We start from the raw sequence: 26051 nt of genomic DNA, 5'->3' as shown, positions 1-26051 counted from the left end.
AAAAGTATTAATTCCAGTTTCTCATCTGGCAATTCCAGAACATCCACGATGGTCGATAAACAAGCACCGATACCATTCAATGCAGCAACGATCAAAATAAACACGCCTCAACAACTTCAGAAACACATGCTCAATGGCTTAACTATTAACACAGTTGGCACGATAGTCGGTGTCAATGATTTCGATGACCAGTTCCAATCTTGTTTTTGTTGGCATAGTTTTGTTGTTTCTTATTTATGGAATACTTTTCACTAAAAATAAAATTTTTAATTTTTGCTTATTTTCTGGATTCATCGCACTATTGTATTTTTATGGTCAATGCTTGAGCAATTTCGCATCCACAAAAATTAGTGTGAGACCAGACGATTATTATATACCCAAAGAATCGTCGCTCTGTGATTTTAAGCCATTAAACTTCCCAGAAGGGAGTGGACAATATTGGTTGTATGGAAAAGATAAATTTAATTACTATAGTAGCGAGCTAATTAACGAAGCAGATTATGTATATATCACTCACAAAGAAGCCATGAAATGCGTTCAATTTAATGCAATGGATGTATCAACATGGTGTGTTCACCATACTGGATATAGATAATTGTCAAGTCCAGATAGATAATATACCAGATCAATTGCATTAAAATTTATGCCCAACACCTTTCTCTTTCCTCATAACTAGCGCATAATGCCCGGTTTCCTCCTCACTCTGAAGCCCCATGTCCCCAGAAACAAACACACCTCCCACGTTTGCCGAATTCGGTCTTGCCGCCCCCGTGCTACAAGCCGTCCTAGATCTCGGCTATGAAACCCCGTCAGCCATTCAAGCTGAAACCATCCCTTACCTGCTGGCAGGCCGCGATGTCCTCGGACAAGCGCAAACCGGCACAGGTAAAACTGCTGCATTCGCCCTACCCCTGCTCTCACGATTGGACATGAGCAAGACCGGGCCACAAATTCTCGTCCTCGCGCCGACCCGCGAGCTGGCGATTCAAGTTGCCGAAGCGTTTCAGAAATACGCGGGCAAACTCCCCGGTTTTCATGTTATGCCGATTTACGGTGGGCAGGATTACCGCACGCAATTCCGTCAACTGGAACGCGGCGTACAAGTCGTGGTCGGCACACCGGGGCGTGTCATGGATCACCTGCGCCGTGGTTCACTCAAGCTCGACGGCTTACAAGCACTGGTGCTGGATGAAGCGGACGAAATGTTACGCATGGGCTTCGTCGATGACATCGAATGGATCATGGAGCAAACCCCGCCACAACGCCAAATCGCGCTGTTCTCCGCGACCATGCCCCCCGCGATTCACCGCATTGCACAAAGCTATTTGACTGACCCTGCCGAAGTCAAAATCAAGGTCAAAACCACCACCGCCGACACCATCCGGCAGCGTTACTGGTTGGTCAGCGGCTTGCACAAGCTCGACGCGCTCACCCGCATCCTCGAAGCCGAACCGTTTGATGCTGTCATTCTGTTTGTGCGTACCAAAAATGAAACCGTGGAACTGGCAGACAAACTGCAAGCACGCGGTTACAACGCCGTCGCCCTCAACGGTGACATTGCGCAAAACGTGCGCGAACGCACCATCGACCAGTTGAAGAAAGGCAAAATCGACATCCTTGTCGCCACCGACGTTGCCGCACGTGGCTTGGATGTGGAACGCATCAGCCACGTTATCAACTACGACATCCCCACCGACACCGAATCCTACGTCCACCGCATCGGACGCACCGGGCGGGCGGGTCGTAGCGGCGAAGCCATTTTGTTCGTATCGCCGCGTGAACGTCACTTGCTGCGTAACATCGAACGCGCTACCCGCAAACCGATTGACCTGATGGAATTACCCTCCACTGATGTCATCAACACTATGCGGATCGCCCAGTTCAGCCAACGCATCACCGACACGCTGGCAGAAGAAGGCTTGGATTTCTTCTCGCAATTGCTGGAAGGTTACGAGCGCGAGCACAATGTTCCAGCACTCGAAATTGCTGCCGCCCTTGCCAAAATGCTGCAAGGCGATTCGCCGTTGTTGCTGGAAGAACGCAAAAATCACCCGGCTTTCAACCCGAATGCGGCGCGTGAACGTGAGCAAGAACAACGCCCCGGCAAGCGCAAATCCAACGCCGCCAACTCCGCCTTCAGCAGCGATGACGACACTATCCCCATGGAACGTTTCCGCATTGCGGTTGGGCGCTCGCACGGGGTCAAACCAGGCAACATCGTCGGCGCGATTGCCAATGAAGCAGGCTTAGACAGCCGTTACATTGGTTACATCGAAATCCAAGACGATTGCAGCTTGGTGGATTTGCCCGCCGGAATGCCAAAAGACATTCTGCACGAATTGCGTACCGCACGCGTGGCTGGGCAATTGCTGAATATCGAGCCAGCCGGTGAAGCGGCAGCCGATTATTCCCCCAACAAACCCAGTGGTGGCGGGCAACGCCGCGACCGTGGTGGTGATGATCGTCGCCCGCCGCAACGTCGTGATGGCCCACCACCACGCCGTGACGGTGGTGCAGGTCGTGGCGGTGATCGCCCTGATCGCCGTCCGCGCACTGAAAAGGAACGCGCCCCATTTGCAGGCGGTGACAAGCCGCGCTTTGCCGACGAAAAACCCAAGTTCAGTGCGGACAAGCCGCGCTTTGCCGACGACAAGCCTAAGTTTGGCGGGGACAAACCACCCGCACGCAAGCCTGCTGTCAAAAAAGCCGCGCCAGACAAAGACAAGGGTAAACCCAAACGTCCACCACCTGCCGCTTAAGCCATTGTCGTGAAACGCTGCGCCTTCCTGAGCATGGCAAGTTTGGAGAAGTTCGTCTGCTACGACGAGCTTCTTTATGCTCCGCTGCAACGCTACGACTGGCACGCGGAAACGGTAGACTGGCGCGACAACAGCATCGACTGGAATCAGTTCGATGCTGTTATCATCCGTTCCTGCTGGGATTACCAGAATGATCCCGCACAATTCCTCTCTGTCCTCGCCACTATTGAACGGTCTAGCGCTAAGCTAGCCAATTCGCTCGAAGTGGTACGATGGAATCTCAGCAAAATCTACCTACGCGACCTAAAAACCAAGGGCATTCCGATTGTGCCAACTGAATGGTCTTATGGCTTGGACGTAGCAAAATTATCCCTCCTCTTCGCTCACTGGCAAACGCCGGAAATCATTATCAAACCTGTCATCAGTGCCTGTGCCGATGATACCTTTCGCCTCACACCTACCACTCTCACCCAGCAAGCCGCAACGCTGGCAATACTGTTTCAGGAACGTGATTGCATGGCTCAACCGTTCATCCCCGCTATCGTCACCGAAGGCGAGTATTCGCTGTTCTTTTTTGGGGATGAGTACAGCCACACGATTCTGAAAACCCCCAAGTTCGGCGATTTTCGGGTGCAAGAAGAACACGGTGGGCAATTGCAAAGCGTTGAACCGGAAGCACTGCTGCTGGAACTAAGCCGCGCTGCACTTGCCGCCATTCCCGAACCGACGCTTTACGCCCGTGTTGATTGGGTACGCACCGACAACGGCTTTGCGCTGATGGAATTAGAGCTGATCGAACCGTCGCTGTATTTCAATATGGATGCAGCATCCGCTGAGCGCTTTGTGCAGGTATTCTTAAGGACTCGCTAACGGAGGCGTTAATGTCAGGGGTGTCAGCGGAGCAGCCGTTATGGGCGCAACAACAGGCAGCGGAACAACCGTGACAGGCGTAGCAACAGACACCGGAACAACAGACACCGGAACAACAGACACCGGAACAACAGACACCGGAACAACAGACACTGATGCCACAGCCGTAACCGACGGTGTTTGAGGCGTAACAACGACGCTATCATTACTTAATAATGTCGTGCTACTAGAACTACTGGATGGTAATGGAGTCGTTTTGCCTGTATCAGCATTGCTAACTGTTGCGGCAACAGGTGTAGCAACGCTAACAGGAGCGACAGCGCTATCTACGGCGGCGGCAACACCAACATCACGTTTATCGGATTCGGGAGGGGATACGCTTGGATTCTGTTGCAAGATGGGAGTAGTACTTGCACTCACTGGCTGAAGCAGTTGCGTGTAACTGCTGTTCACTTGATCACTGAAAGAGGTTTTACCATCGACGGAAGCGGCTGGATCATACTTACCCCAGTTAACGGTTGGGCTAGGTAATTCCGACACAACGGTGGGTGCTGGTGTCACAACCTTCACTGAGGGTTTTTCGGGAACGGGTTCTACGACAGGCATTACAGGTGCAACGACTGCCGTAACCGTTGTCTCCTTAGGTTTTTCGGGAACGGGTTCTACGACAGGCATTACAGGTGCAACGACTGCCGTAACCGTTGTCTCCTTAGGTTTTTTGGGAACGGTTTCCACTGTTAATTTTTCTGTCACGAGCGGCACGACACTAGGTGTCACTGCCACCGTTGTCACCACAGGTAGTTTTACAGGGATGGTTTCAACTGCTGGCGTGGTTGCCACCACTGGGGTTGCCACCACTGGCGCTACCGCCACCTTATCGGGGACTGACGAGACGGTTGTGCTATTGCTGGACTGCACTAAACTTTGCTTGGCTCTGGAGTTGCTGACCACTGGTATTTCTTGTTGTGGTGTAGAACTCACCGTTTCTTTACTTGCGACGAAAGAGGGAGTCGCCGCTTCAAGGGTAACGCTTGGCGGTGCTTGCATGTACTCCGACGCACTGACAGCGGCAGATTCAACCGTGCTGACCGCTGGCGCGGTAAAAATGGTATCTATCGGGTTACGTTCATCCTTAGCGACAACCATCGCAGCAGACTTTTCAGTCATGGGTGCTGGGCTGCTGGCAAGCGGAGCGCTAGTTTTTTCAACGGCTTTAGGTTCAGGCAAACTAGGAGCTGTGTCAGCGACTGGCAACGCGGGGGGGGCGGTTGCAGTGCTGGCTGACAACGCGGGAGCAGAGGGCATCGCCGTGCTGCTGGTATGATCTTGCTGCTTAGTATTGTCTGGCTGGCTAGTCGATGCAGTGGCAGCAGTAGGCGCTTGTGGGCTTTTTTGTGTTTCAGGCTCAGCAGGCTTTTCGGTCGTTGCGGTTTTCTCCGCAGTTTCTGACTCTTTTGTTGATGCCTTTTCCACGTCTTTTTCTTTTGCGGCTTCTTTTACGGGGGTAGGCGGTGTTTCTGCTTTCGTTTCAGTAGCCGGAATAGCCGTGGCTGGCATCAAAATCGGTTTGGGTTCATTAGCCCGTACCACGAGTGCCAGACCACGCTGCCCTTCCGACAGACGCTCCCCGCCCACACAAGCCCCTAAACCAAAACGCTGGCAACTACCGCCGAGTTTCGCAATGGAAATTTCACCAGAATGTACCGTTACCCACGTTTCGTCTTTGCTAACATTGACGGTATATTCCGTACCCAACACGCCAATAGCTGCCAACGGTGAATTGAGGCGGTAACGTTCTTTCATACCTTGACCACCTTGCCCAGTGATACTCGTCACCTCACCTTCTAGCAAGGTTTTACGTATCTCGGTGGCTTGTATGTCATTAGGGTCATACGTGTATTTATCAAAGGTAAAAACCGTACCCGCCCCTAGCTTTTCGATGCCCCCGTCGATCATCAATAAGCGCACCAAACCGCGTTCTTTGACTTGGATACGGCTACCTTCAGGAATAGTCATCTGCACAGTCAGTGGCAACACACTGCCGTCTGCTTGTGTAATATCGGCTTGACCCAACAGATAAGTCACCTTGCCAATCACGCCTTGCATCAGCGCTGGTGGCGCACCTGCCGAACTAATGGCATCTGCCCACGCATAGGTAGGTAAGAGTTGTGCTCCCAGTAGTGCGAAGGCACATACCAGCAACCACAAATTCCTTATACTGATTTTCATCCATGCCTCTAAATAATGAACACTCCGGCATGGAGTATTAGTTATATTTGCGCACAGCGAAAATCGTATTTATTTATTGGCTATTTTTTCATAAGGAAAGCTGAGGGTAATTAAAAACTCATCTCAAAGCTCATCCCCACCGCGCTGCCTGCGGGTTGGTCGAATAACGGCACTTCACGATCTTCGGTTTGCCCGTATTGGTAACTGACTTGCAGCTTCTTGTTGTTACCGATTTTTTTACTGACACCCACATCAACACCCGTGTGTAATTGAGTACGGGTGCTATCAGCGTACAGCTTCGGGTCAAAAGGTTTGCTGTCGCGCTTATAGGATACTTTTGCGCCTGCGCTGGGTTGCCAACTGGCTAATAATGGCTTGCCCTTCCACGTACCGGACACTTCCACCTCTTGCCGATCACCGCCGGGGCGCTCTTCTAACGCATGATCTACTTCCACACGTCCGCGTAGCGCCACTTCGCCGCCTTTCGCCAAGGCTTTGCGCCGTTCCAACGCCACATTGGTGACGATAGCTTTATACAGCTTCTGTTCGGGATACGTGACGTATTCAACCCCTGCCACCACACCGGTTTTCTCCTGATCCGTCGCGACCAAAGGGTGGTAATAAACCCCGCCGAACCGCCGTTCCACATTGCCGGAATCGTCACGAATCATATTAAGGTAAGCGCTAACTTCCTTACCCGCCACCAAGGTTTGCTGACGACTCACTGCAAAACCTGTCGTGCTGAAATCCGGCTCATCGGTATATTCTTGGCGTGCCACGGTGGCGGCGGTAATGCTGCCAACTGCCGTATCTGCCACCCGATAAGTGCCTTGCACGCTCACAAAACCCGACGATAATGGCAAATTACGCTCATCCAAACGTCCTTCCACCAGCAAACCGTTAAAGGGATTAATGATGGTAATGCGTTCGTGACGACTGCCTTGATTCACATTATCCAGATAGCCCGTCGCCATTTGTACGTGCGAGGTGCGTGTAGTGGTCGGCACAAGCGTACCCGCTGCCGGTGGTTTAGAACGCTTGGTCAACGCTGCTGGCGGTTGATTCGGCTGACAAACGCCCACCTCAAATAAGCCCAGCAATTGATTCAGGAAGACCGCTTGCCCCTGCAATGCTGGTTGTTTTGCCACTTGTCGAATGTCTTGGCTTAAGGCAGCAAGGCGTAACGTATTCCCCTCCAAACAAGCCGTTTCCGCTTGTTGCAGCAAAGCTTCGAGATTAATTTCCGTGGGTAGTTGTGCCGCCACCACACTGCCTGCGCCTAAGGTCAGGCAAACCGCTAAACCCCATGCACCGCTACCACCTTGTTTACTGTTGCGCACCATCGTCATTCCTATCATCATCCTGCTTGTGGATCAGGGTATATACCCCGACGGTTTCCTGTCGTCCTTTCAGCGCAATATTGCCGCGACTCACCAACGGCCACGTTCGCGTTAATAATGCGACTGTCTGTTTACTGACCACCAAATATTCGTGCAGTTCCCGCGCAAGGGTTTGCAAACGCGCCGTGACGTTGACCGCATCGCCGATGGCGGTGTACGCATGGCGGAAACGTGTCCCCAAGTCGCCGACCACCACTTCGCCGGTATGCACGCCAATACGCACCGCAATCGGTTCGCCTTCCAACAACGCGCTGCCTTCAGCGTTGAATTGCTCAATCGCTGCCATCATATCCATCGCGGCTGCCACACCTCGGTCGGCATGATCGACTTGTGCGAACGGTGCATTCCAAAACACCATGACCGCATCCCCCATGTATTTATCCACTGTGCCACCGTGCTGGTGCGCAACAGCAGTGAGCCTTTCCAAAATTTGTTGGGTCAACTCTGATAACACTTCCGGTGTAACGCGTTCAGCACGTTGGGTAAAGTTAGCAATATCCGCAAACAACAAGGTTAAGCAACGCTTACTCGGCAGCAATAAATCCTGACGGTTATCGTTGACAATATGCCCCACAATTGCTCAGGCAAATAATCCTGAAACAGCTTGCGTAAGCGCCCCGTGGTACGTTGCGAAAACCACCATTCCAACGGCACTTGAATCGCCAGAAACGCAAGGAACAACATCGCAGGGTGCATCGGGATAAACCACTGCTTTTCCAGCCACGCCCAGAAACCCAGCCCTAACCATGCCAACATCAACACGAGCGGCGCTAGCACCACCGTACCCACGCCGACACCATACACCAGCAAAAAATACAACCCCGCCAACCCACAAAAACCAATAACCCACGACCACACATCCAACGAAAACGCGGGCGCATTATCCGCACCACCTAGCAACCATTCCAGCAATTGCAAATGCACTGACACACCCGCCACATTAGAATCTATCGGCGTTGCCTGCTGATCTCCCAGACCGGGGGCTGTGCCTGCCAGCAACACCATGCCGCCCTGCAAACTAGCGGTTTGTGCCTCATCCACGCGTTGCTGGAACACATCCATCGCCGGAATCGCATCAATATTCGCACTCGGAATTTGGTAGGGTATGCGCAGTAAACCTGTCTCATCCAAGATCAAGTGCGCGGTTTCACCTTCGCTCACTAAATCTTTTATCGACAATTCCCAACCATTCGGATGCGGTGACACGGCAAAGTCATACAAACGCCCTGACTGACAGCGCAGCATTTCAATCGCCAACATCGGGTACAATTTGCCTGCGTGAACAATCAGCGGCGGTACTTTGGTAATCAAACCATTCGCCGTTTCCTTAATGGGCGTGACATGCCCCACACACGGCACATCGGTCAATTGTGCGGTCAACCCGACATAACCATTCGCCTGCGGAAATAGCTGGGAAAATGTAGCCGCTTGCGCCTCAGGCGGAGTGATGCCCCCGACCAGCCGCCCCGTGGTAAAGGTTGTTTCCGCTGCGCCTAAATCAAATACTTGCGCAAACGCAATGCGGTGTTGCTGTGCCAAGGCATTCAGCTCATCGTTGCCATCGGCATCACGCGCATAAGGCATAAACATATCCACGCCGACCAAATCGACCTGATACTTTTCAAACAGAATTTTCAACAATTCGGCGTAACGCTTCCGAGGCCACGGCCAATCTTCACCGTAATGTTTGCGCACATAATTGATACTTTCGCCATCAATCTTAACCACAAACACCAAGGGCTTAGGGTCTTTAACCTTCACCCCCCAGTGCTGGTAAGCATTCCACACACGGGTTTGCCAACTGCTGTATACCTGCAACGGGTCATAGTGTTGCGCCATCAATAACACGGCTGCGATGCCTAGCAGTACCAGCAGCCGTCCACCGAATTTAGTTCCCAATATTAATTCCCAAGCGTTGTTCCTACGGAAGGCAACGGTGTCGTCGCGGCGACCGCAGTGCCCGTCCAACCTAATACACCGTCAGCACTTAACACCGTGTCGATTTGATGGGTAAAGCTATAAGCTGCACCAATCGCATCACCGAGCACACCCACTGCACCGTTAAGGGTTGTTTGCGGGTTCGTGCCATCGTCTTTTAAGATACCATCCGTTGCCGAATAAGTCCCTGTCGCTTTGACTGCACCTGTATAAACAGGTGAATTCAAAGTAAAGCCGGTATCAAACGTATTACGCACGGAACTGACATTCAACGTTGCATCCGTTACCGTGGCAGCAGTGGCTGTGCCGGTGGTGGCATTACGCACATTCGCTTCGTAACTGCCCAGCACAAAGCCGACATCGCGTTGCTCTGGCAACGTGGCACTCGCGGTTTTCAGACGCTCTACCGTGTAGGCATTTGCAGCAGTGGCAGCAATCACTTGCGCGTATTGGCTGCTAACTTGATCACCCAGCGTCACGCCATCCACAACCGCAGCGGGATCGAACTTACCCCAGCGTACCGGTGCTAATGCTGGCGAAGGTGTGACGACTGGCGTTACCACGACAGGCGGAGTCACCGCAGCAATGACTTGCCCCGCATCGGTTGTCACGGTGCTTTCCGTTTTGCTGGAGGATTCCACCAAATCAGTCGTCGCAACCAAGGGCGAGCCTAACGGCGTGGTGATTAATCCGCCGCCCGTCAAGGCACTACCGGTAGCCGATTCCAGCAAAACACTGCCCCCCGTACCGGACGATTCCAGTATTGCGCCCCCAAAACCTGTCTCTGTTGACAACCCTGTAGTGCCACCGCTAGAACCTGCGGACACCAAAATCATCGGGTTGGATGTGGAGGATGACGAGGCAATGGGTGTTAATACAGACGTAGTGGGAGATGCAGTAACGGGCGGTGTCGTTTCGTTCACAGCGACGTTCAAACCACTGGGTTGTGTGCTTTCTAGATTGCTCGCTACTGTGGGTGCTACCGCTACCACTTCTGGTGTCTTGGCAACAGGCACTACCGGTTCAACCACCGCTGGCGTTTTAGGCTGCACTGCAACGGTAATCGGTGCGGGATTCGTCTCTACTTTGACTTCCGCGAGAGGATCACGTTCATCGACCTTTTTCGCGGCTTCAAGCGTCACTTTGTCAGTGGGTTTTTCTGCCACGGGCGCAACGACTTCTTTTACCGTGGCTTTGTCAGTGGTTTTATCGGCTACCTTGTCCGTGGTTTTGTCGCTGGCTTTGGCAGGTGCAGACTCCGTGGATTTTTCCTCCGGCTTGCTGGTAGTAGCTTGTGCACTTGCCTGCTTATCCGCTTCCGCTTTTTTATCAGCCGCTGCTTCTTCAGCCGCCTTTTTGTTCGCCTCTTCTTCGGCAGCTTGTTCCTTAGCGGAGGCTACGGGCGTGGTGTTCTTGGTGGGCGGCGGTGTCGAAGCAGGAATCAACACCGGACGCGGCTGATCTTTACGCACCACCAACGCCAAGCCACGCTGGCTAGCCGCGAGCTGTTCGCCGTCGGCACACGCCCCCAAGCCGGAACGCTGGCAACTGCCACCCAACTTAGCCATCGAGATAATGCCATCCAGCACCACCACCCGCGTTTCGCCGCCGCTCACGCTAGCGGTGTATTCCGTACCCAAGACCGCAATCGCCGCTAGGGGTGAATTCAAACGGTAACGTTCTTTCGCTGCCTTGCCGCCCACACCGGTTTTGCTGGTCACTTCACCTTCGATTAACTCTTTGCGAATTTCGCTCCCTTTAGGGTCAGCCGGATCGTAACGATACTGAGTAAATGCCAACGTGCTATTCGCAGGCAGCTTTTCGGTTGCACCATCGACCATCAGCAAATTCAATTTACTGCGGTCTTTTACGGATATTTTACTGCCTTCCAGAATTTCAGTCTGTTTTGTGATAGCTATCACAGCGCCATCCGACAAAATCATGTCGGCTTGACCGAGCAAGTACGATACTTTGCCGATAACACGCGGTGTCGCGGCGTTTTCAGCAGCGGAAGTACTCGAAGTAACTGTTTTAACTTCATCTGCGAAAATGCTAGGCGATGTTAGCGTCAGTGTGCCGACCAACGCCAGAACGCTAAAAAGTGAGGTTGTGTATTTCATACTGCTTGCCCGTGAGTTTGCTCAAATGCGCCATGAGCATTTTTGATCAATTTTAATCCCGACATCATTATACATCCTTATTGGCAATTTTACACAGGCATATTTCGGGCACTCTCACCACAAACTATTTTCGGGGTAGTAATGCTTTGCGCTGTATTTCGGCTAGCACGTAATGTAAGCCTGAGACAATATTCGCCAATACAAGTTCCCCTTCATTTGACAATACATCCAGCGCAAGCGTACTGCCATCATCAAACGTTAAGTTTACCTTACCTTTGCTGACCGCAGTGCTGGACGCTTCGACCCGCAAGGCACTCGCTGATTGCCAGTTTTGCAGCAAGCCTGCCGCCTGCGCATTGAAGCCTTCCGGCAACGCGACTGCTTTCACGGTGCGCCCTTCCGGCACGAGTTTATTATCCACCAATGCCATGACGTCACCGGTCAACAAACCAAATACCGTTTCTGAGACCAGCTTCACCTTGCCATCGTGCAGTAGATAACGCTGGCGAGAAATGGGATTATCATCACCAAACCATAACGTAGCATCGTTGAAGGCAACACTCACGCTCGCAGGCGCAAGCCCGTATTGCGCCAAATCTTTGCCCGTAGCGTCATAACTGGCTGCCACGGTTTCATCCAGCAAAGTGAACAACTGGCTGATGCGGGTTGCATTGGCGGCAACTGACTTGGGTTCAAGCATCCGCCAGCGTTCGCCTTCCCGTTCCAAACGAATCACGTCAGGTTTGGCACTGCTCGGCTCACGCGTGATCGTCACGCGAGTAATGTCAGCACGCGTCAAGGTCAGCAAGGTTTCTGGCAACGTTTCCGGCTGGTTGGTTTGCCACCATGCCACTGCTCCCAAACCACCCACGAGCAGTAAAAGTGCCAAATTCAACCCTAAACGCCGTGTCTGTGTGGAATTGCTCATCTTAACGTCTCCGTCGTAGCCACCAGATCCAACCACCGGCTAGCAACATACCAATCGGCAACAAGAACAAGAAAAATGTGCCCAGCAAATACCCCGCCGTTTCACTCAATTCCAGCTTGGTATCGGGGGAACGAATCACTGGTACTTGCAGCAAACTGTCATCTGCACTCAACCAGTTGAAGGTATTGCTAGCAAGATCAAGGTTTGCCCCCAAACCAATAAAGCTATTCAGCATGAAATCGCTGTCGCCGATAACCACCACGCGCTGCTCACGCGGTTTCGCGTCCGGTTTATCGGTAGCTGCGGCCAACGTCCGCGTCAAACTGACACCGATGGGAATAGGCCCTTCCTGATCATTACTGCCCTCATCAAATTTGACCGCGCCCTCTAAAACACCGCTGCTTTCCAACCAACTGGTTGGCAAGGTATTGAGGAACTCCTCTGCCTCCCAAACCAATGCACCCTCTTGTTTGCCCGCATCCGGCGCACGCGCAATCATGGTTGCAAACGGAAACACGGTTTGCGTTCCTGCCAGTTTTTGCACAATCTCGCTGTTGCCGTAATCGACCACGGGCACAACGGCAGGGTGATTAATCCCCAACAGCGCTTGCAATTGTTCATTCGCATCAATCGCCGTGCCATCGAAAATGTGCACACCGAGCAATTCCTCCAACGGCTGCAAGCCATGCAAACCGCCGGGATCTTGCAACCACAGCAAATTGCCACCCTGCTCCACGTATTGCTTCAGCACCGCCACTTCACCGGGCAAGAAATCTTGCTGCGGTGCTGCAATCACCGCAAAGCTGGCATTCTGTGGAATCGACTGCGTGCGCACCAGATTATGCGGTTGCACCAGAAACCCGCTGCGCTTCAAATTAACCACCAATTGCGACATCCCGTTGGATTGTGTCGCCAAGGGCTGGCGTTCGCCATGTCCTTCCAGAAACGCCACCAACCGTTCGCTGCCCCGGCTTAGGCGTTGGATGGCATTGCCAAGGGTTTCTTCACTGGCGGAATCCATCACCTCGCTGCGTCCCGCGTAACGAATCACCAATTGCCCCGCGTGATCAATCGCATCTTGCTTAGCACGCGCCGGATCAAGATCAGGGTTCACGAATTCCAACGTCGTATCGGGCTTAATGCGCTGGTACTTCGCCACCAACTGCTTAATCTGCTCTTGCAAACTAGGGTTGTCGGGGATGTAGGCAATAAACGCCAACGGTTTATCCAACGTTGCCAGCAAAGTTTGCGTGGGGGCGCTGAGGCTATTGCGGCTAGCATACGTCCAGTCCGCCTCAAATTTGAAAGTACGGGAAAAGAACCCCAGCAACACGATCACTACCACGAATAAGGCATAGAAAATCGCATTTTGTAGCCCAACTAAACGGTGGGCATTTTTACTCATTTTCATCGCTGATTACCCTTGCAAGCGGTCGTTATCAAGTTTACGGATGGTCAGAATCAAAAATCCGCCAATGAACAATACGTAGTACGCCACATCGCTGCTATCAAACATGCCGCCTGCAAACGACAAGAAATGCCCAAACGCCGACAAGTACACAAACAATTCACTCGATGCGCCTTGCGAATGCCCTGACTGATATAACACATCCAGCAACAGCAAGAACCCAAACGTCGTTACCGCCGCAATCACCGGCTGCCGCGCCAACGATGATAGAAACAAGCCTGCCGCCGCAAAAGCTGCCAACAATAACGTTAGCCCCAACACCGCCGCCGCCAATTGCCCCCAATCCAGTTGCGTTGCCAACGCCAACGATAGCGGCATCGCCGCCAACAAGCCCACAAACAGCAACACAAACCCCAACACGCTGAAGTATTTCCCCAACACAATTTGCGTACTTGATAACGGCGAAGAAGTCAGCAAGATTAACGTCTGGTTCATACGCTCTTCCGCAAACAAACGCATGGTAATCAAAGGCATGACCACCAACATAATCGACGCTGCCGTTGAAAACAGGAACGGAATCATCGCTTCACTAATGCCCGCGATATTTTCCGCCCCCACCGCCGTGGCTTGGGTTTGCGTGGCGTATTCATTCAAGCCCAACAAAAACATCCATGCCAAAATGAATTGCACCACCGCTAAAATGCTCCACGCCAACGGTGATAAAAACATCCGACGGAATTCGGTGCTGGCTATTGCCCAAATCGCATTCATACGACTACCTCCGCGTGTGTACTATCCGCTTCGCGGAAAATTAGATCGAAGAACACTTTTTCCAGCGATTCCACACCCTCCAAGGTGTCGTTGAAAACGGTTTTGCCGTGATTGAGGATTTGCACTCGATCACACACCGCCTGCACTTCCGGTAAAATATGCGTGGAGAGAATAATGCCGTGCTCCTTGCCCAATTCACGAATTAAGCTACGAATTTCACGGATTTGAATGGGGTCAAGCCCCACGGTGGGTTCATCCAAAATCACCACAGCAGGGTTGTGCAGGATGGCTTGCGCGATCCCCACACGCTGGCGAAAGCCCTTGGATAGATTACCAATTAAGCGTTTGCTCACGTCTTGCAAGCCGCAACGTTCGCTCGCGGTAGCGACTGCACCCTTGCGCTGAACTGCTGGCACATTACGCAAACGCGCACAGTAATGCAGGTATTCGCTCACGGTAAGGTCACGGTAAACCGGCGGTTGTTCGGGTAAATAACCCATTTGTTGCTTGGCATTGCGTGGTTCATCCAGCAGGTCAATGCCATTTATCTGGATTTCGCCAACGCTGGGGGATAAGTTGCCGGTCAGCATTTGCATCGTGGTTGATTTCCCAGCGCCATTTGGCCCCAGCAGACCCAAGACTTCACCTTTATGCAGCACCACGTCGACATTATTTACGGCGCAATGCTCACTGTAGTAACGTGATAATCCGATTGCATTAATCAGCCTATCCTGATGATTTATCATGTAACTTGCCCTTGTCGATTCAGCATTCATTAATAATTATTGAATTAATCATAAAAATATTCTATATAAAAAGCCTTGAACCTCCGAGTATATCGAATAGACTCAGTAAAATGTAACGCTGTGTAACGCTACGATACTTCTCAGGTTTGGGGACTTGGTAAGTTGAGCGTTCGCAGGTATTTGGTTGGGCTTACTTAAAGAGTATTTATCATGAGCGTCATGAGTGTCGAAACGGATAGAAACTGGTTTCTGCTGACCAGCAAACCACACAAGGATGAAGTTGCAGAATTCCAACTGCGTAATCAAGGCTACGACGTATACCGTCCCCTCGCCAAACGCTTACGCACGCAACGCGGTAAAGTTGTCACCAAAGTCGAATCGTTGTTTCCCCGTTATATGTTCATCCATTTGGATGACGGTGTGAACGACAACTGGGCACCGATTCGTTCCACCACGGGCATCAGCAGTTTTGTGTGCTTTGGCACAGAAGCCGCACGCGTTCCTGATGCATTAATCGCGACGTTGAAACAACAAGAAGTTTACCTCGGCGAACGCGCCATTGACCTTGACCGTTTCCATAACGGCGACAAAGTGGTGATTACCGACGGCCCTTTCCGAGGTCTGGAAGCGATCTTCCAGAAATACGATGGTGAGGAGCGCGTCATTGTGTTGCTGGAAATTCTCCACAAACAAACCAAATTAGCGCTCACACCGGGGCAACTCTACGCTGCGTAAATTGGCTTAGTGGTTTAGCAAACGCCCACCATCCACGGGGATTACTTGCCCCGTGATGTAGTCGGCATCACGCACGAGAAACAGCACCGTGCGGGCAATATCATCGGGATTGCCTTCGCGTTTCAAGGCGGTTTTTGCCAGAATCTCGGTGTGCATGGCGTGATTTTCTGTCATTTCTGGCCAGAGGATTGCCCCCGGCGCAACGCCATTGACGCGCACATTAGGGCCCAATTCCCGTGCTAATACTTGCGTCAGCATCAGCAAACCGGCTTTGGCAATGCAATAGGCGGCGTAGCCTTGCAAAGGGCGCATTCCGTGAATATCGACGATATTGATCATGCAGCCGTTACTGGCTTGTAAGTGTGGCGCGGCAGCTTGCGCCATGAATAGCGGGGCTTTCAGATTGGTGCCGATCAGGTCATCGAATTGCTGTTCCGTCACCGTCGCCAATGGCGTTGGGTAGAAAGATGAGGCGTTGTTTACCAGAATATCCAGCCTGCCTGCTTGCTCAAGCGTTTGCGCGATTAGGGTGGGCATGACTGAAATATCCAGCAAGTCACCTTGCACCAGAAAACACGACGCAGGGCGAGCGGCATTGAGTTCCGCTTGTAAGATTTCGGCCTCCGCTGCGGAGTGGCGGTAGTGAATGACGACGGTTGCGCCTGCGGTGTGGAGGGTGCGTGCGGTTGCTGCGCCAATGCGCCGTGCTGCGCCAGTGAGGAGTGCTACTTTATTTTTAAGCATAGACATCGTTAGTTAATCATTCCAAAATTTAATTTTGCATTACACGGTTTATAACACATGCTCCATCAGCCTCCCAATTTACCCCGCTCCCATTGTTTTCTACTGATGTTGGGTTACTTCTGCTTAGTTCCTCATACACAGGCAGCACCGAGTGAATTTGCCCCTGAAATCAGTGAAGGACGCCCTATTTTATGCGCAACGCTGCTACCCCAGCGTTTTTATACGTGGACACCCCCCCAATACGGGCAATTGGTTCGCTTTGGTGCAACGACCTTATGTTACCTAAGCCAAGAAGGTACACCCGAAACCCTTGCTTTTGTCGAAACGGATAACCAGCATCTCATCACCGACGTGGGTACGATCACTTTAACATCACAGCCGCAAAGTTACTGACGCTACACATCGAGAAATACCTGCATGTACACCTGTCATCGTATTTGGTCAGTAACTGACCGTATTGCACTCGGTTGTTTAGCCGGTTTAGCGTTATTACCGTTTTTCCTGCCATTAGAATTTCATGATGCCCAACGTATTCTCACCATCCTGCTTGCCACTGTCTTGTTGGGTAAACAGCTTTGGGAGGCTACATGGACACCGCTTACGCTCACTATTTTAGCCATACTAGCGACACTCGGCTTAATCGCCAGCAGTCTTTCGCCTGCGCCCTTATGGTCAGGGGTAGAATTTGCGTTGTTATTCACGGTATTTGTCTTAACACAAGTGCTCTTGCGTAGCGTGAATGCGGCTTTCATCCAACACATCGCTATCACCATGTTCTTGATTCAAGGAGGCTATGTACTACGGCATTTATGGAATTATGCTGAAATCACCTTGAATGGTTACCCATTAAATGCGCTGGCTATTATTGATGGCTTCTCCAATCTGCGCTTCTACGGTCAGTTTCTAGTTTGGACAATCCCTTTCTGTATAGCCGTATTAACCACTTACAAATCTACACGTTGGCGCTTTCTAGCCATGAATAGTTTGGCGCTAAGTTGGAGCATGGCGTATTTGAGCGGTACACGCAGTTTTTTCATTGCCATGTTAGCCAGTATTGTTATGACGTGGTGGCTGACACCGACCGCATGGAAACGTTACGTGCAATGGCTACTAATAACGGCGTTCTTAGGCATGGCGTATTACGCATTCCTCGTATTATGGCTACCTGAGATACTCAATACACCTGAGCCAGAAACGCTTGCAAGCTATTCCGTACACCGTGAACTCACTAACAGTAACGGGCGCCTTGATATTTGGTTACATGCACTCCAACAAACAGGGGAACATCCTTGGTTCGGTCTAGGGCCGATGATGACCGCAGAAACGGGCTTCTTTAAAACCGAAGCACACCCGCACAATTATTTGATTCAATGGTTAAGCGAATGGGGAATCCCGTTCACCTTACTGCTCAGTCTGTTTTTGGGGTATCAACTGTGGCGCTGGTGTCAGGTCATGCAAACCCACGCAACCGAACGGCAGCTATTAGCTTTACCCGCCGTTGCTAGCATTGGGGCAGCCGCGACGGCTGGGCTACTGGATGGTTTGATCGTCATGCCCATCAGCTTGGCATACATGACAATCATGCTCGGTATCGCGGTTAGCTTGCAACGTACTTGGACACCCGATACTTATCGGATTCGTTTACCCGTCTGGGCGAACCTAATTTTACTCATGCCAAGCCTTGCATTGGCAGGCTTCACGGTATACCAACTACCGCGTGTTGTGGATGCACCCTTTACACTCAACCCCCATACACGTTTTTGGACTGATGGCAGCCTCACCTTCGCTTCCCAGTATGCGAAAACCTATGAGATGGGTGGGGCAAGCAAGAGCCATACATTAGCCGCAGTAAAACTGTCCGTTGATCTTTACCCCTTACTACATCAGCGGCAATGCCAATTACATCTAGGTGCAACCGAACACGCTCCCGATCTTACTATTACCTGCGGAACACAACGCGAATACATTTTCATTAACCTCAATAAAAAACAAGTCAGTGTTTCCACAGAAAATTACGGAGATCAACAACGCTCAACGCAAACCTTTAATGAGACAGATACCTTGACGTTAGCCACTGTGCAGTACAGCAAAGCCGTGCATGAATTACTTGAATAGATCAAAAATATCTCATTTAAATCATTTAATTAATACTACATTAATTTTTCTTGCCTACTTATTGAACTATTTAAAAAAATAAACGATACTATTTATAGCGCTGATAAAAATCACCCCCTTAGCAGTGCTTATCATTTCTATCTATCATCCGAGGGCTTTGCGATGAAATCATTTAGATCCAATAACAGCAAGAAACTGCTTGCCGTACTCATTTCTGCTATTGCAACAGGAGGCTTATTCGGGATTAATCCTGCATCTGCACTATCACCACCTAATATCAATAACGACATATCATGGGGAACTAAAGCCGGAGAAAACGGCATTGGTTACACAGGCGTTGCAGATATAATGGCTGCATTCAATTACGCGAGGCGGCAAGAAGAAGTTCAACTCGGCTTAACCGTCAATGCTTTGGGTAATTTAGTATTGCCAAGCCAATCCGTATGGGATGGTATGAGCGATGATGCAAAAGCACTTTTCCTACTGAATGCAGAGCGGACAGCACGGGCAGGCATGATGCTCGGCGTTATCGGTTTACCTCTGGCGGGCATAGAAAACCACGTAGATACTACCGCTCAAAACTACGCTACATTGCTTCATAACAGTGATACAACAGGACATTACCAGCCATCAGGTAACTCAACCACTGATAACCCAACCAAACGCATTGATGCAACCGTTGGTGCGAGTTGCAAAGAATTCACCACGCGTTCGGAAAACTTAGCCTATTTTGCGGCTTACAGCACCGTTGCCATTGGCGCAACGAGCGTTCCTCTACCAATAGAACGAGCAATTTATGCTTGGATTTACGATGATGCCAGTTCAAGTTGGGGGCATCGTGAAGCAGTATTGTTGCAAGACACGCCGCTCTCCAATCCAACAAGTACATGGGGATTTAAAAATAACAACGGCGCAGCACCTCATGAAGGCTTTTTGGGCTTTCATCGAATAGGCTCAACTGGCTATACACCTTTTGGTACTCCGCCTTACCCTTATAGCTATGGTGTTGCGGTAGTTATGAATATCTTTGACCCAGTGAGCGATGCAAGTGCAGCCGCCTGCGGTTACAACGTCACTCTGCGTACCGAAGATCTACCCTCTACCAATACTACTAACACAGCCCCCGTGGCGAATAACGACACTGCCACGACCACATCTGGAACAGCAGTGACTATTAGTAATGTATTGGCTAATGACACTGATGCCAACGGCGATACTCTCTCTGTCACAGCGAACACCACCCCAGCAAATGGCACAGTAACTCGCTCAGGCAATACGTTCATCTACACGCCAAAAACGGGTTTCAGTGGTACAGACAGCTTCACTTACACGATTAGCGATGGCAAAGGTGGCAGTGCCACAGCCACCGTGAACGTTACTGTCGGCGCCGCTCCCAACCCCGTGGATGCTATTGATGATAGCGTTACCACTGAATTTAATACTGTAAAGACGTTCAATGTTGTCACCAATGACCTCAAGCCAACAAGCGGTACATTGAGTATCAGCGCCTACACCAACCCACCCAGCACGGCTGGCACACTTACCTTAAGCAAAACAGGACCAACTGTCGGTGAAGCCAAGTTCACCCCTAAAAAAGGTTACAGTGGCACTACCAGTTTCACGTACACGCTACGTCATAGCCAAGGCTCGACCGACACCGCTACCGTGAACATTACTGTCAAACCGGGGGTTGCACCAACACCAGTAGACGACACCGCCAGCACCAAATACGGCACACCGGTCACCTTTAACGTGTTAACTAATGATGGCACGCCTAAGCCAACCATCACTAAGAACACGATCCCTGCTAAGGGTACTGTCAAGGTTAACAAAACCACAGGTGACGTTACTTACACACCGAAAAAAGGCACTAGCGGTGCTGATACTTTTACATACACCGTCACGAATGCTGCTGGATTAAGCGCCACAGCCAATGTCACTGTTAACGTTGCGACTAATACTGCCCCCGTTGCCAAATATCGCGGCTACGATGTCGCGTTTGGTAAAGCTAGAACACTGGACAAGATGAATCAGCACACCAGTGATACGGATGGTGATGCCATACTGGCTAACAGTGTGGTGCGCAAACCGACTAAAGGGATAGTGAAAATTAGCGGTGGGAAATTTATTTACACACCCAATCGCGGCGCATTAGGTACAGACTCCTTCACTTATACAGTGAAAGACATTCACGGTGCTGTTTCCAATGAGGGATATATTGGGATTAATATCACCACCACGCCCAACCCTTCCAGCTAAACACTTGACCCGTAGCAGCCATTCACGCTTGAATGGCTGCTTTCCTTCAAACAATCGTACCCATGCGTTTTACCGACACATTACCCACACCCTCTGCCGAGGCATTAGCACACAGTGAACAGCTTGCTCGTCGTATCCGCACAGCAATTACTGCGAATGCAGGCAGCATTCCCTTCCGCGACTTCATGCAAATGGCTCTGTACGAACCGGGTTTAGGCTATTACGTCGCCGGTTCGCACAAGATCGGCAAGGAAGGCGATTTCATCACTGCACCCGAAATTTCCCCACTGTTTTCACAATGCCTCGCCAACCAATGTGCGCAAGTACTCACCACACTCGGTGGTGGCGACATCTTGGAATTGGGCGCTGGCAGTGGCTTAATGGCAGCAGATATATTAGCGCATCTAGAAAATATCGGCTGCCTGCCCACGCATTATTGGATTTTAGACCTCAGCCCCGAATTACGGGAACGCCAACACCAAACCCTACAAAAACACGTACCGCATTTGCTGGAACGGGTGGCATGGTTAGATCGTTTGCCCGATACGCCGATTCGCGGCGCGATTGTCGGCAATGAAGTGCTGGATGCCATGCCGGTCGATGTCTTTACGTTGGTCAACAACGAACGCGTTATCCGCCACGTCGCGACAGCAGATGATAACTTTGCGTGGGTGAATGTGGATGGTTTTTACACCTCCGAATTCAACCCCGCCCTGCCCGCATGGCTGCAAAGCATGGCGGATTCACTAGCAGCAGGCGCATTACTGCTGATCGACTACGGCTACGAGGAAAACGATTATTACCGCCCTGAACGCAGCAGCGGCACACTGATTTGCCATTACCAGCACCGCGTCCACGACAACCCACTGATTTACGTGGGCTTGCAAGACATTACCGCCAGCGTTGATTTCACTGCCGTCGCGAATGCGGGTTTGGATGCAGGTTTAATGCTAGCAGGCTACACCACCCAAGCCGCATTTCTGGCGAATAGCGGCTTAGAAGCGCTTTTCATCGCCGCGTTGCAAGCCCGACCGGAAAATCAGTATAAACTCGCGCAACAAGTCCGTACCTTGAGCCTGCCATCGGAAATGGGCGAACGTTTCAAGGTCATCGCCCTGTGCAAGGGGTTTACGTCAGAATTACAGGGCTTTACACTCGGCGACCAACGGCATCGCCTTTAATGAATTTATTTATCCACCAACGATACACCAAAGGATTTTCATGGATTTTTTGTTACTACTCAAAGCCGCCATCATGGGTCTGGTGGAAGGCGCAACCGAGTTTTTGCCTATCTCCAGCACGGGACACTTGATTCTCGCGGGCGACTTGCTGAATTTTATGGATCACGCCAAACGCGGTGTGTTTGAAATTGCCATCCAATTGGGGGCGATTCTCGCAGTCATTTGGGAATACCGCACGCGTTTCATTAGCACCTTCGCAGGGATTGGGCGTGACCCGATTGCCAACCGTTTACTGATTAACTTAGCGATTGCGTTCCTGCCGTTGGCGGTATTGGGCTTGGTGTTTGGTGACATGATCAAAGCGTTTTTGTTTAAGCCTGTGCCGGTCGCGATTGCGTTTATTGTCGGTGGTTTTATTATTCTTTGGGCGGAAAAACGCCAGCACACCGTCACCATTGCGACCGTCGATGATATTAACCCCAAAGATGCGTTGAAACTGGGGCTGGCACAAGCAGTTGCCTTGATTCCGGGCATGTCTCGCTCAGGCTCAACCATTATCGGCGGTCTATTCTTTGGGCTATCCCGCAAAGCAGCAGCGGAATTTTCGTTTTTCCTTGCCGTGCCAACCTTGGGAATAGCCTCTGTCTATTCCATGTACAAAGAACGCGCTTTGTTGAGCATGGATGACATGGGCGCGTGGGCAGTCGGTTTCGTGTTTGCGTTTATCAGCGCAATGATTGCGGTACGCGCATTGATCCGTTACGTCAGCAATAACGATTTCACCGTGTTTGCGTGGTATCGGATTGCCTTCGGTATCGTCGTCATTATCACCGCCTATACGGGGCTGGTGGAGTGGACAGTCCACTAAACAGACGGTGGCGGGGATTTGGAAGCTAACGCTTCCAGCCCCAGCCGCATGGATTTACCCAACGGAATTTCCAAATAACGGTGGGTAAAATGCGAATACACCAATACCACAGCGAAGGTTAGCCACAAAATCAGCGGCTTATCCCAGCCGTATGGCTTGGCAAGGTGGCGTAATACCATAATTACCACCAAATGGTTGAGGTAAACCGAATAGGAAATTTCCCCCAAATACGCCAATCGCCGCAAACCACGCGATAGCCAACCCTGTTCCCACGCAAAAATCGCCACCAGCAGCAATGCCAGATACGGCACAAACACATCCATCCCCATTGATGCACCTGTGCGACTCCCAATCATCCCCAGCACCGCCAATACGCAAAGTATTTCCAACCACACCGCATAACGAGCAACGCGCCCATCATCTCGGTAAAACAAGTAGACACGATACGACAAAATCCCCAACAAAAACGACGACATCCCCCGCAACAACCCAGAATTGAGGATACCGAAATAATTATCCGACTGCGTATTCAACTGCCCATGCTGCATAAACAGCACCAGAATCCCGAATGTACCCAGCAAAAACAACACCCCACTGCGCACCTCACGGGTCAGCAGAAAAATAAACAGGATATTGACGAAGAATTCCACCGACACCGACCAACTGGGGTAATTCCACGTCAAGCCATGTGGACTCAACCCAATATTATGCGTCAGTGTCAAATGCTGCATGAAAGTAAACAATGCGCCATCGGGAAACGTCGGCATCGACCAATACATCAGCCAATGCACTAGCACGAACATCAACAAGGTATACAAGTGCAGCGGGTACAAACGGGCAATGCGGTGCGCCACAAACACGGCTGCCGAGGTCGGTTTATTGCTATACCAATAACGGTGCGTCAGGATAAACCCACTCAACACCAAAAAGAAATCCACCGCCAAATAGCCCAAACCGCCATAGAGATGAAAGTACACAACCCACAACGCCGCTAGCCCACGCAACGCATCCAGCGCCAAAAACCGTTGCCCGCTAGTTGAAACCTTTTCCACGCTCACAATCCCTTGAACAATTGCTGTGCTGCTGCACTCAATGCTTTGACCTGCACCACCGAACGGCTGCCGCTAGCGGTATCTTGCCGATGCCCGACGCGTGCCAGCACAAATCCGGCACGTTCCCAAAAGCGCTGCAATTCAGGGGTCAGCGCGTAACTCACGCCCACATAATCCGCCTGTTGCTGGGCAGCAAAGCCTAGCAGATGTTGCAACAATTGCGCACCTAATCCCTGATTCTGCACGGTGGGATCTACGGCAATTCGCATCACACGTTCGCACACCAACTCTGCCGCACGGGGAATTTGTGCGTGAAAGGTTAGGGTTTGCGGAACGGGATGCCCGTGGGGGCGACGCGTGCCTGCATGAATCGCAGCCGTCAGTTCCTCATCCAGCCCCCCTTCACGCGAGAGCAAGGCGACCGCCACGATGACGCCGTGCTGTTCGAGAACATGAATGGAAATATCCGGTGCATCAAGCATTTGCCGTAGGTCAGAGGGACGCGTTTGGTAATGAGCGGTGATAAGCAGCCCGAAAAGTTGGCGGAGAAGTGGTTCATTTTCGGCAAGCTCATCCCGATCTAATTGACGATCCTTCGTACCATTCCCCCCATCCCCAACCCTTCCCCCGCAAGGGGTGAAGGGAGCAAGATCCGCATTTAACAACAATGATTGGTTAATGAAATGTTCAAGCGGGTCATGTTCTGCCCAGCGCATCGGCTGATGCAAACGTACCGCTTGCCAAGCAGAAGCACGCGCATCCAATGCCTTTTGGAAACGCAACGCAAAACCACGTCCACTGCCCTCATAACCGTGCAACGTCGTCGAAAACACGCAACGCGGATAATGCGCCAACATCTTCAACAGCAAGGGAATCGGGATTGCCGCCGCTTCATCCACCAGCAACACCTCGCCTTCCGGCAAGGTTTGCAGCAGCTCATCGGGCGCGAAAAAATGCGGGGGCAATTCCGCGTGTTTAAATACCGTCGCAACCGTGGCACGGGACGGCGCTGTCAATAACACCCGCTTGCCGCTTGCCCGCAATTGGCTTGCCGCCAGCCCCAGCGCCGCCGACTTGCCGCGTCCTCGATCCGCAGTCAACACCAGCGGCACAACCGCCTGCACAATAGTCGTTACAGCAACAGATTGTAGGTCGGGCTTTAGCCCGACAGTCGGACTAAAGTCCGACCTACAGCCATCCCGCAACATCCGTACAAAACGCTGCAAAAACCGCCCCTGCACATCTGCCGGTTGGTAAGGATGCGGGATAAATCGTCGATAATCAGGGTCAGCAAATGTCGCCCATTCATCCAGCGGCGGTGTCAGCAAATACAGCATCCCCCCCCCACACAACGTACCACTCACCGCCGCAAACGCATTCACGTTAAAGCCGCTGTGCGCATCAAACACCAGCACATCACATTCCTGCCCCAACAACGTATGCGCTTTGTTAGCAGGTAACGCCCCCGCCACATCCGCCGAGGTTATCCACACCACGCGTTTACCAACAGGGAGCAAGGCTTGCACTTGTTGCAAACACGTCGCCTGCGCCCCCGCAATGACCGCTAGCCGACGGGGTAACGTATTTATACGGCATCCCGCCCCATTTCGCCGGTACGGATACGAATCGCTTGCTCGACAGGCAACACAAAAATCTTCCCATCGCCGATCTTGCCGGTATGCGCGGCTTTTTGGATCGCCTCAATCGCAGTATCCACATCCTCTTCCTTGACCACGATTTCCAGCTTCACTTTCGGTAGAAAATCCACCACGTATTCTGCACCACGGTACAACTCAGTGTGACCTTTTTGCCGCCCAAAGCCTTTTACCTCACTCGCGGTCATCCCTGTTACGCCGATTTCGGTCAAGGCTTCGCGCACATCGTCCAGTTTGAAGGGTTTAATAATGGCCTGAATCAGCTTCATACAC

The 26051-nt window shown here is 51.5% G+C and carries 21 protein-coding genes; 8 read left to right on the top strand and 13 right to left on the bottom strand.

Features of this window, described 5'->3' with window-relative positions:
* Positions 1–175: 175 nt before the first annotated feature.
* The 3 genes from J1836_RS15565 (at position 176) to J1836_RS15555 (ending at position 3629) form a co-directional block, all read left to right on the top strand.
* A complete protein-coding gene (locus J1836_RS15565) occupies positions 176–595 on the top strand; it encodes a hypothetical protein (protein WP_207252053.1) in 420 nt (139 codons plus the stop codon).
* 118 nt (positions 596–713) lie between these two features.
* Positions 714–2759, top strand: coding sequence for a DEAD/DEAH box helicase (locus tag J1836_RS15560; protein ID WP_207252052.1), 2046 nt, complete (start codon positions 714–716; stop codon positions 2757–2759).
* A gap of 9 nt (positions 2760–2768) precedes the next feature.
* The gene (locus tag J1836_RS15555) at positions 2769–3629 is read left to right on the top strand and encodes an ATP-grasp domain-containing protein (RefSeq protein WP_207252051.1); all 861 of its coding nucleotides are present in this window, start codon (positions 2769–2771) and stop codon (positions 3627–3629) included.
* On the opposite strand, the gene J1836_RS15550 is transcribed toward J1836_RS15555, so the two are convergent.
* From J1836_RS15550 to J1836_RS15510, 9 genes are all read right to left on the bottom strand, one after another.
* Positions 3615–5858, bottom strand: coding sequence for a FecR domain-containing protein (locus tag J1836_RS15550; protein WP_207252050.1), 2244 nt, complete (start codon positions 5856–5858; stop codon positions 3615–3617). The genes J1836_RS15555 and J1836_RS15550 overlap by 15 nt on opposite strands.
* 110 nt (positions 5859–5968) lie before the next feature.
* A complete protein-coding gene (locus J1836_RS15545) occupies positions 5969–7201 on the bottom strand; it encodes a hypothetical protein (protein ID WP_207252049.1) in 1233 nt (410 codons plus the stop codon).
* Positions 7185–7832 (bottom strand): adenylate/guanylate cyclase domain-containing protein, encoded by a 648-nt coding sequence (locus J1836_RS15540; protein WP_207252048.1) that lies wholly within the window; start codon positions 7830–7832, stop codon positions 7185–7187. The genes J1836_RS15545 and J1836_RS15540 overlap by 17 nt, the downstream gene beginning before the upstream one ends.
* A complete protein-coding gene (locus J1836_RS15535) occupies positions 7772–9157 on the bottom strand; it encodes a CHASE2 domain-containing protein (RefSeq protein ID WP_207252047.1) in 1386 nt (461 codons plus the stop codon). Before J1836_RS15535 ends, J1836_RS15540 begins: the two co-directional genes overlap by 61 nt.
* Before the next feature lie 2 nt (positions 9158–9159).
* Positions 9160–11316, bottom strand: coding sequence for a FecR family protein (locus tag J1836_RS15530; protein ID WP_207252046.1), 2157 nt, complete (start codon positions 11314–11316; stop codon positions 9160–9162).
* Between the two features lie 124 nt (positions 11317–11440).
* Entirely contained in the window at positions 11441–12244 is an 804-nt protein-coding gene (locus tag J1836_RS15525) for a DUF4340 domain-containing protein (protein WP_207252045.1), read from the bottom strand.
* A 1-nt stretch (position 12245) separates the two neighbouring features.
* Positions 12246–13655, bottom strand: coding sequence for a GldG family protein (locus J1836_RS15520; protein WP_207252044.1), 1410 nt, complete (start codon positions 13653–13655; stop codon positions 12246–12248).
* A gap of 6 nt (positions 13656–13661) precedes the next feature.
* Positions 13662–14423, bottom strand: a complete 762-nt coding sequence (locus J1836_RS15515) for an ABC transporter permease (protein ID WP_207252043.1) — start codon at positions 14421–14423, stop codon at positions 13662–13664.
* Positions 14420–15169 (bottom strand): ABC transporter ATP-binding protein, encoded by a 750-nt coding sequence (locus J1836_RS15510; protein WP_207252042.1) that lies wholly within the window; start codon positions 15167–15169, stop codon positions 14420–14422. The genes J1836_RS15515 and J1836_RS15510 overlap by 4 nt, the downstream gene beginning before the upstream one ends.
* A gap of 210 nt (positions 15170–15379) precedes the next feature.
* Between J1836_RS15510 and rfaH the strand changes: the two genes are divergently transcribed.
* Positions 15380–15904 carry a transcription/translation regulatory transformer protein RfaH gene (gene rfaH, locus J1836_RS15505; RefSeq protein WP_242632876.1) on the top strand — a complete coding sequence of 175 codons (525 nt, stop codon included), beginning with the start codon at positions 15380–15382 and terminating at the stop codon, positions 15902–15904.
* Between the two features lie 6 nt (positions 15905–15910).
* Here rfaH and J1836_RS15500 read toward each other — a convergent pair whose 3' ends face one another.
* Positions 15911–16648, bottom strand: a complete 738-nt coding sequence (locus J1836_RS15500; protein ID WP_242632875.1) for a pteridine reductase — start codon at positions 16646–16648, stop codon at positions 15911–15913.
* A gap of 417 nt (positions 16649–17065) precedes the next feature.
* Between J1836_RS15500 and J1836_RS15495 the strand changes: the two genes are divergently transcribed.
* The 4 genes from J1836_RS15495 (at position 17066) to J1836_RS15480 (ending at position 23071) form a co-directional block, all read left to right on the top strand.
* A complete protein-coding gene (locus tag J1836_RS15495; RefSeq protein ID WP_207252040.1) occupies positions 17066–18763 on the top strand; it encodes an O-antigen ligase family protein in 1698 nt (565 codons plus the stop codon).
* A gap of 162 nt (positions 18764–18925) precedes the next feature.
* Positions 18926–21022 (top strand): Ig-like domain-containing protein, encoded by a 2097-nt coding sequence (locus J1836_RS15490; RefSeq protein ID WP_207252039.1) that lies wholly within the window; start codon positions 18926–18928, stop codon positions 21020–21022.
* Positions 21023–21084: 62 nt separating this feature from the next.
* Complete coding sequence (locus J1836_RS15485; RefSeq protein WP_207252038.1) at positions 21085–22203, top strand: class I SAM-dependent methyltransferase; 1119 nt, start codon at positions 21085–21087, stop codon at positions 22201–22203.
* A 40-nt stretch (positions 22204–22243) separates the two neighbouring features.
* Positions 22244–23071, top strand: coding sequence for an undecaprenyl-diphosphate phosphatase (locus J1836_RS15480; RefSeq protein ID WP_207252037.1), 828 nt, complete (start codon positions 22244–22246; stop codon positions 23069–23071).
* On the opposite strand, the gene J1836_RS15475 is transcribed toward J1836_RS15480, so the two are convergent.
* The 3 genes from J1836_RS15475 to J1836_RS15465 are packed head-to-tail and all read right to left on the bottom strand — an operon-like array spanning position 23068 to position 26047.
* The gene (locus J1836_RS15475; RefSeq protein WP_207252036.1) at positions 23068–24123 is read right to left on the bottom strand and encodes an acyltransferase family protein; all 1056 of its coding nucleotides are present in this window, start codon (positions 24121–24123) and stop codon (positions 23068–23070) included. The genes J1836_RS15480 and J1836_RS15475 overlap by 4 nt on opposite strands.
* A gap of 2 nt (positions 24124–24125) precedes the next feature.
* Positions 24126–25712 carry a tRNA(Met) cytidine acetyltransferase TmcA gene (locus tag J1836_RS15470; RefSeq protein WP_207253168.1) on the bottom strand — a complete coding sequence of 529 codons (1587 nt, stop codon included), beginning with the start codon at positions 25710–25712 and terminating at the stop codon, positions 24126–24128.
* Entirely contained in the window at positions 25709–26047 is a 339-nt protein-coding gene (locus J1836_RS15465; RefSeq protein ID WP_207252035.1) for a P-II family nitrogen regulator, read from the bottom strand. Before J1836_RS15465 ends, J1836_RS15470 begins: the two co-directional genes overlap by 4 nt.
* Positions 26048–26051 lie beyond the last annotated feature (4 nt).

The organism is Thiothrix fructosivorans (assembly GCF_017349355.1).
Taxonomy (GTDB): Bacteria; Pseudomonadota; Gammaproteobacteria; order Thiotrichales; family Thiotrichaceae; genus Thiothrix; species Thiothrix fructosivorans.
This window is presented reverse-complemented; position numbering and strand designations above follow the sequence as displayed.

What these genes read in the sequence shown, in the direction of transcription:
- J1836_RS15525 (WP_207252045.1), bottom strand. Translation starts at nt 12,244, where the DNA reads ATGAGCAATTCCACACAGACACGGCGTTTAGGGTTGAATTTGGCACTT.
- J1836_RS15560 (WP_207252052.1), top strand. Translation starts at nt 714, where the DNA reads ATGTCCCCAGAAACAAACACACCTCCCACGTTTGCCGAATTCGGTCTT.
- J1836_RS15515 (WP_207252043.1), bottom strand. Translation starts at nt 14,423, where the DNA reads ATGAATGCGATTTGGGCAATAGCCAGCACCGAATTCCGTCGGATGTTT.
- J1836_RS15530 (WP_207252046.1), bottom strand. Translation starts at nt 11,316, where the DNA reads ATGAAATACACAACCTCACTTTTTAGCGTTCTGGCGTTGGTCGGCACA.
- J1836_RS15565 (WP_207252053.1), top strand. Translation starts at nt 176, where the DNA reads ATGATTTCGATGACCAGTTCCAATCTTGTTTTTGTTGGCATAGTTTTG.
- rfaH (WP_242632876.1), top strand. Translation starts at nt 15,380, where the DNA reads ATGAGCGTCATGAGTGTCGAAACGGATAGAAACTGGTTTCTGCTGACC.
- J1836_RS15495 (WP_207252040.1), top strand. Translation starts at nt 17,066, where the DNA reads ATGTACACCTGTCATCGTATTTGGTCAGTAACTGACCGTATTGCACTC.
- J1836_RS15490 (WP_207252039.1), top strand. Translation starts at nt 18,926, where the DNA reads ATGAAATCATTTAGATCCAATAACAGCAAGAAACTGCTTGCCGTACTC.
- J1836_RS15510 (WP_207252042.1), bottom strand. Translation starts at nt 15,169, where the DNA reads ATGATAAATCATCAGGATAGGCTGATTAATGCAATCGGATTATCACGT.
- J1836_RS15465 (WP_207252035.1), bottom strand. Translation starts at nt 26,047, where the DNA reads ATGAAGCTGATTCAGGCCATTATTAAACCCTTCAAACTGGACGATGTG.
- J1836_RS15485 (WP_207252038.1), top strand. Translation starts at nt 21,085, where the DNA reads ATGCGTTTTACCGACACATTACCCACACCCTCTGCCGAGGCATTAGCA.
- J1836_RS15520 (WP_207252044.1), bottom strand. Translation starts at nt 13,655, where the DNA reads ATGAAAATGAGTAAAAATGCCCACCGTTTAGTTGGGCTACAAAATGCG.
- J1836_RS15480 (WP_207252037.1), top strand. Translation starts at nt 22,244, where the DNA reads ATGGATTTTTTGTTACTACTCAAAGCCGCCATCATGGGTCTGGTGGAA.
- J1836_RS15550 (WP_207252050.1), bottom strand. Translation starts at nt 5,858, where the DNA reads ATGAAAATCAGTATAAGGAATTTGTGGTTGCTGGTATGTGCCTTCGCA.
- J1836_RS15545 (WP_207252049.1), bottom strand. Translation starts at nt 7,201, where the DNA reads ATGGTGCGCAACAGTAAACAAGGTGGTAGCGGTGCATGGGGTTTAGCG.
- J1836_RS15500 (WP_242632875.1), bottom strand. Translation starts at nt 16,648, where the DNA reads ATGCTTAAAAATAAAGTAGCACTCCTCACTGGCGCAGCACGGCGCATT.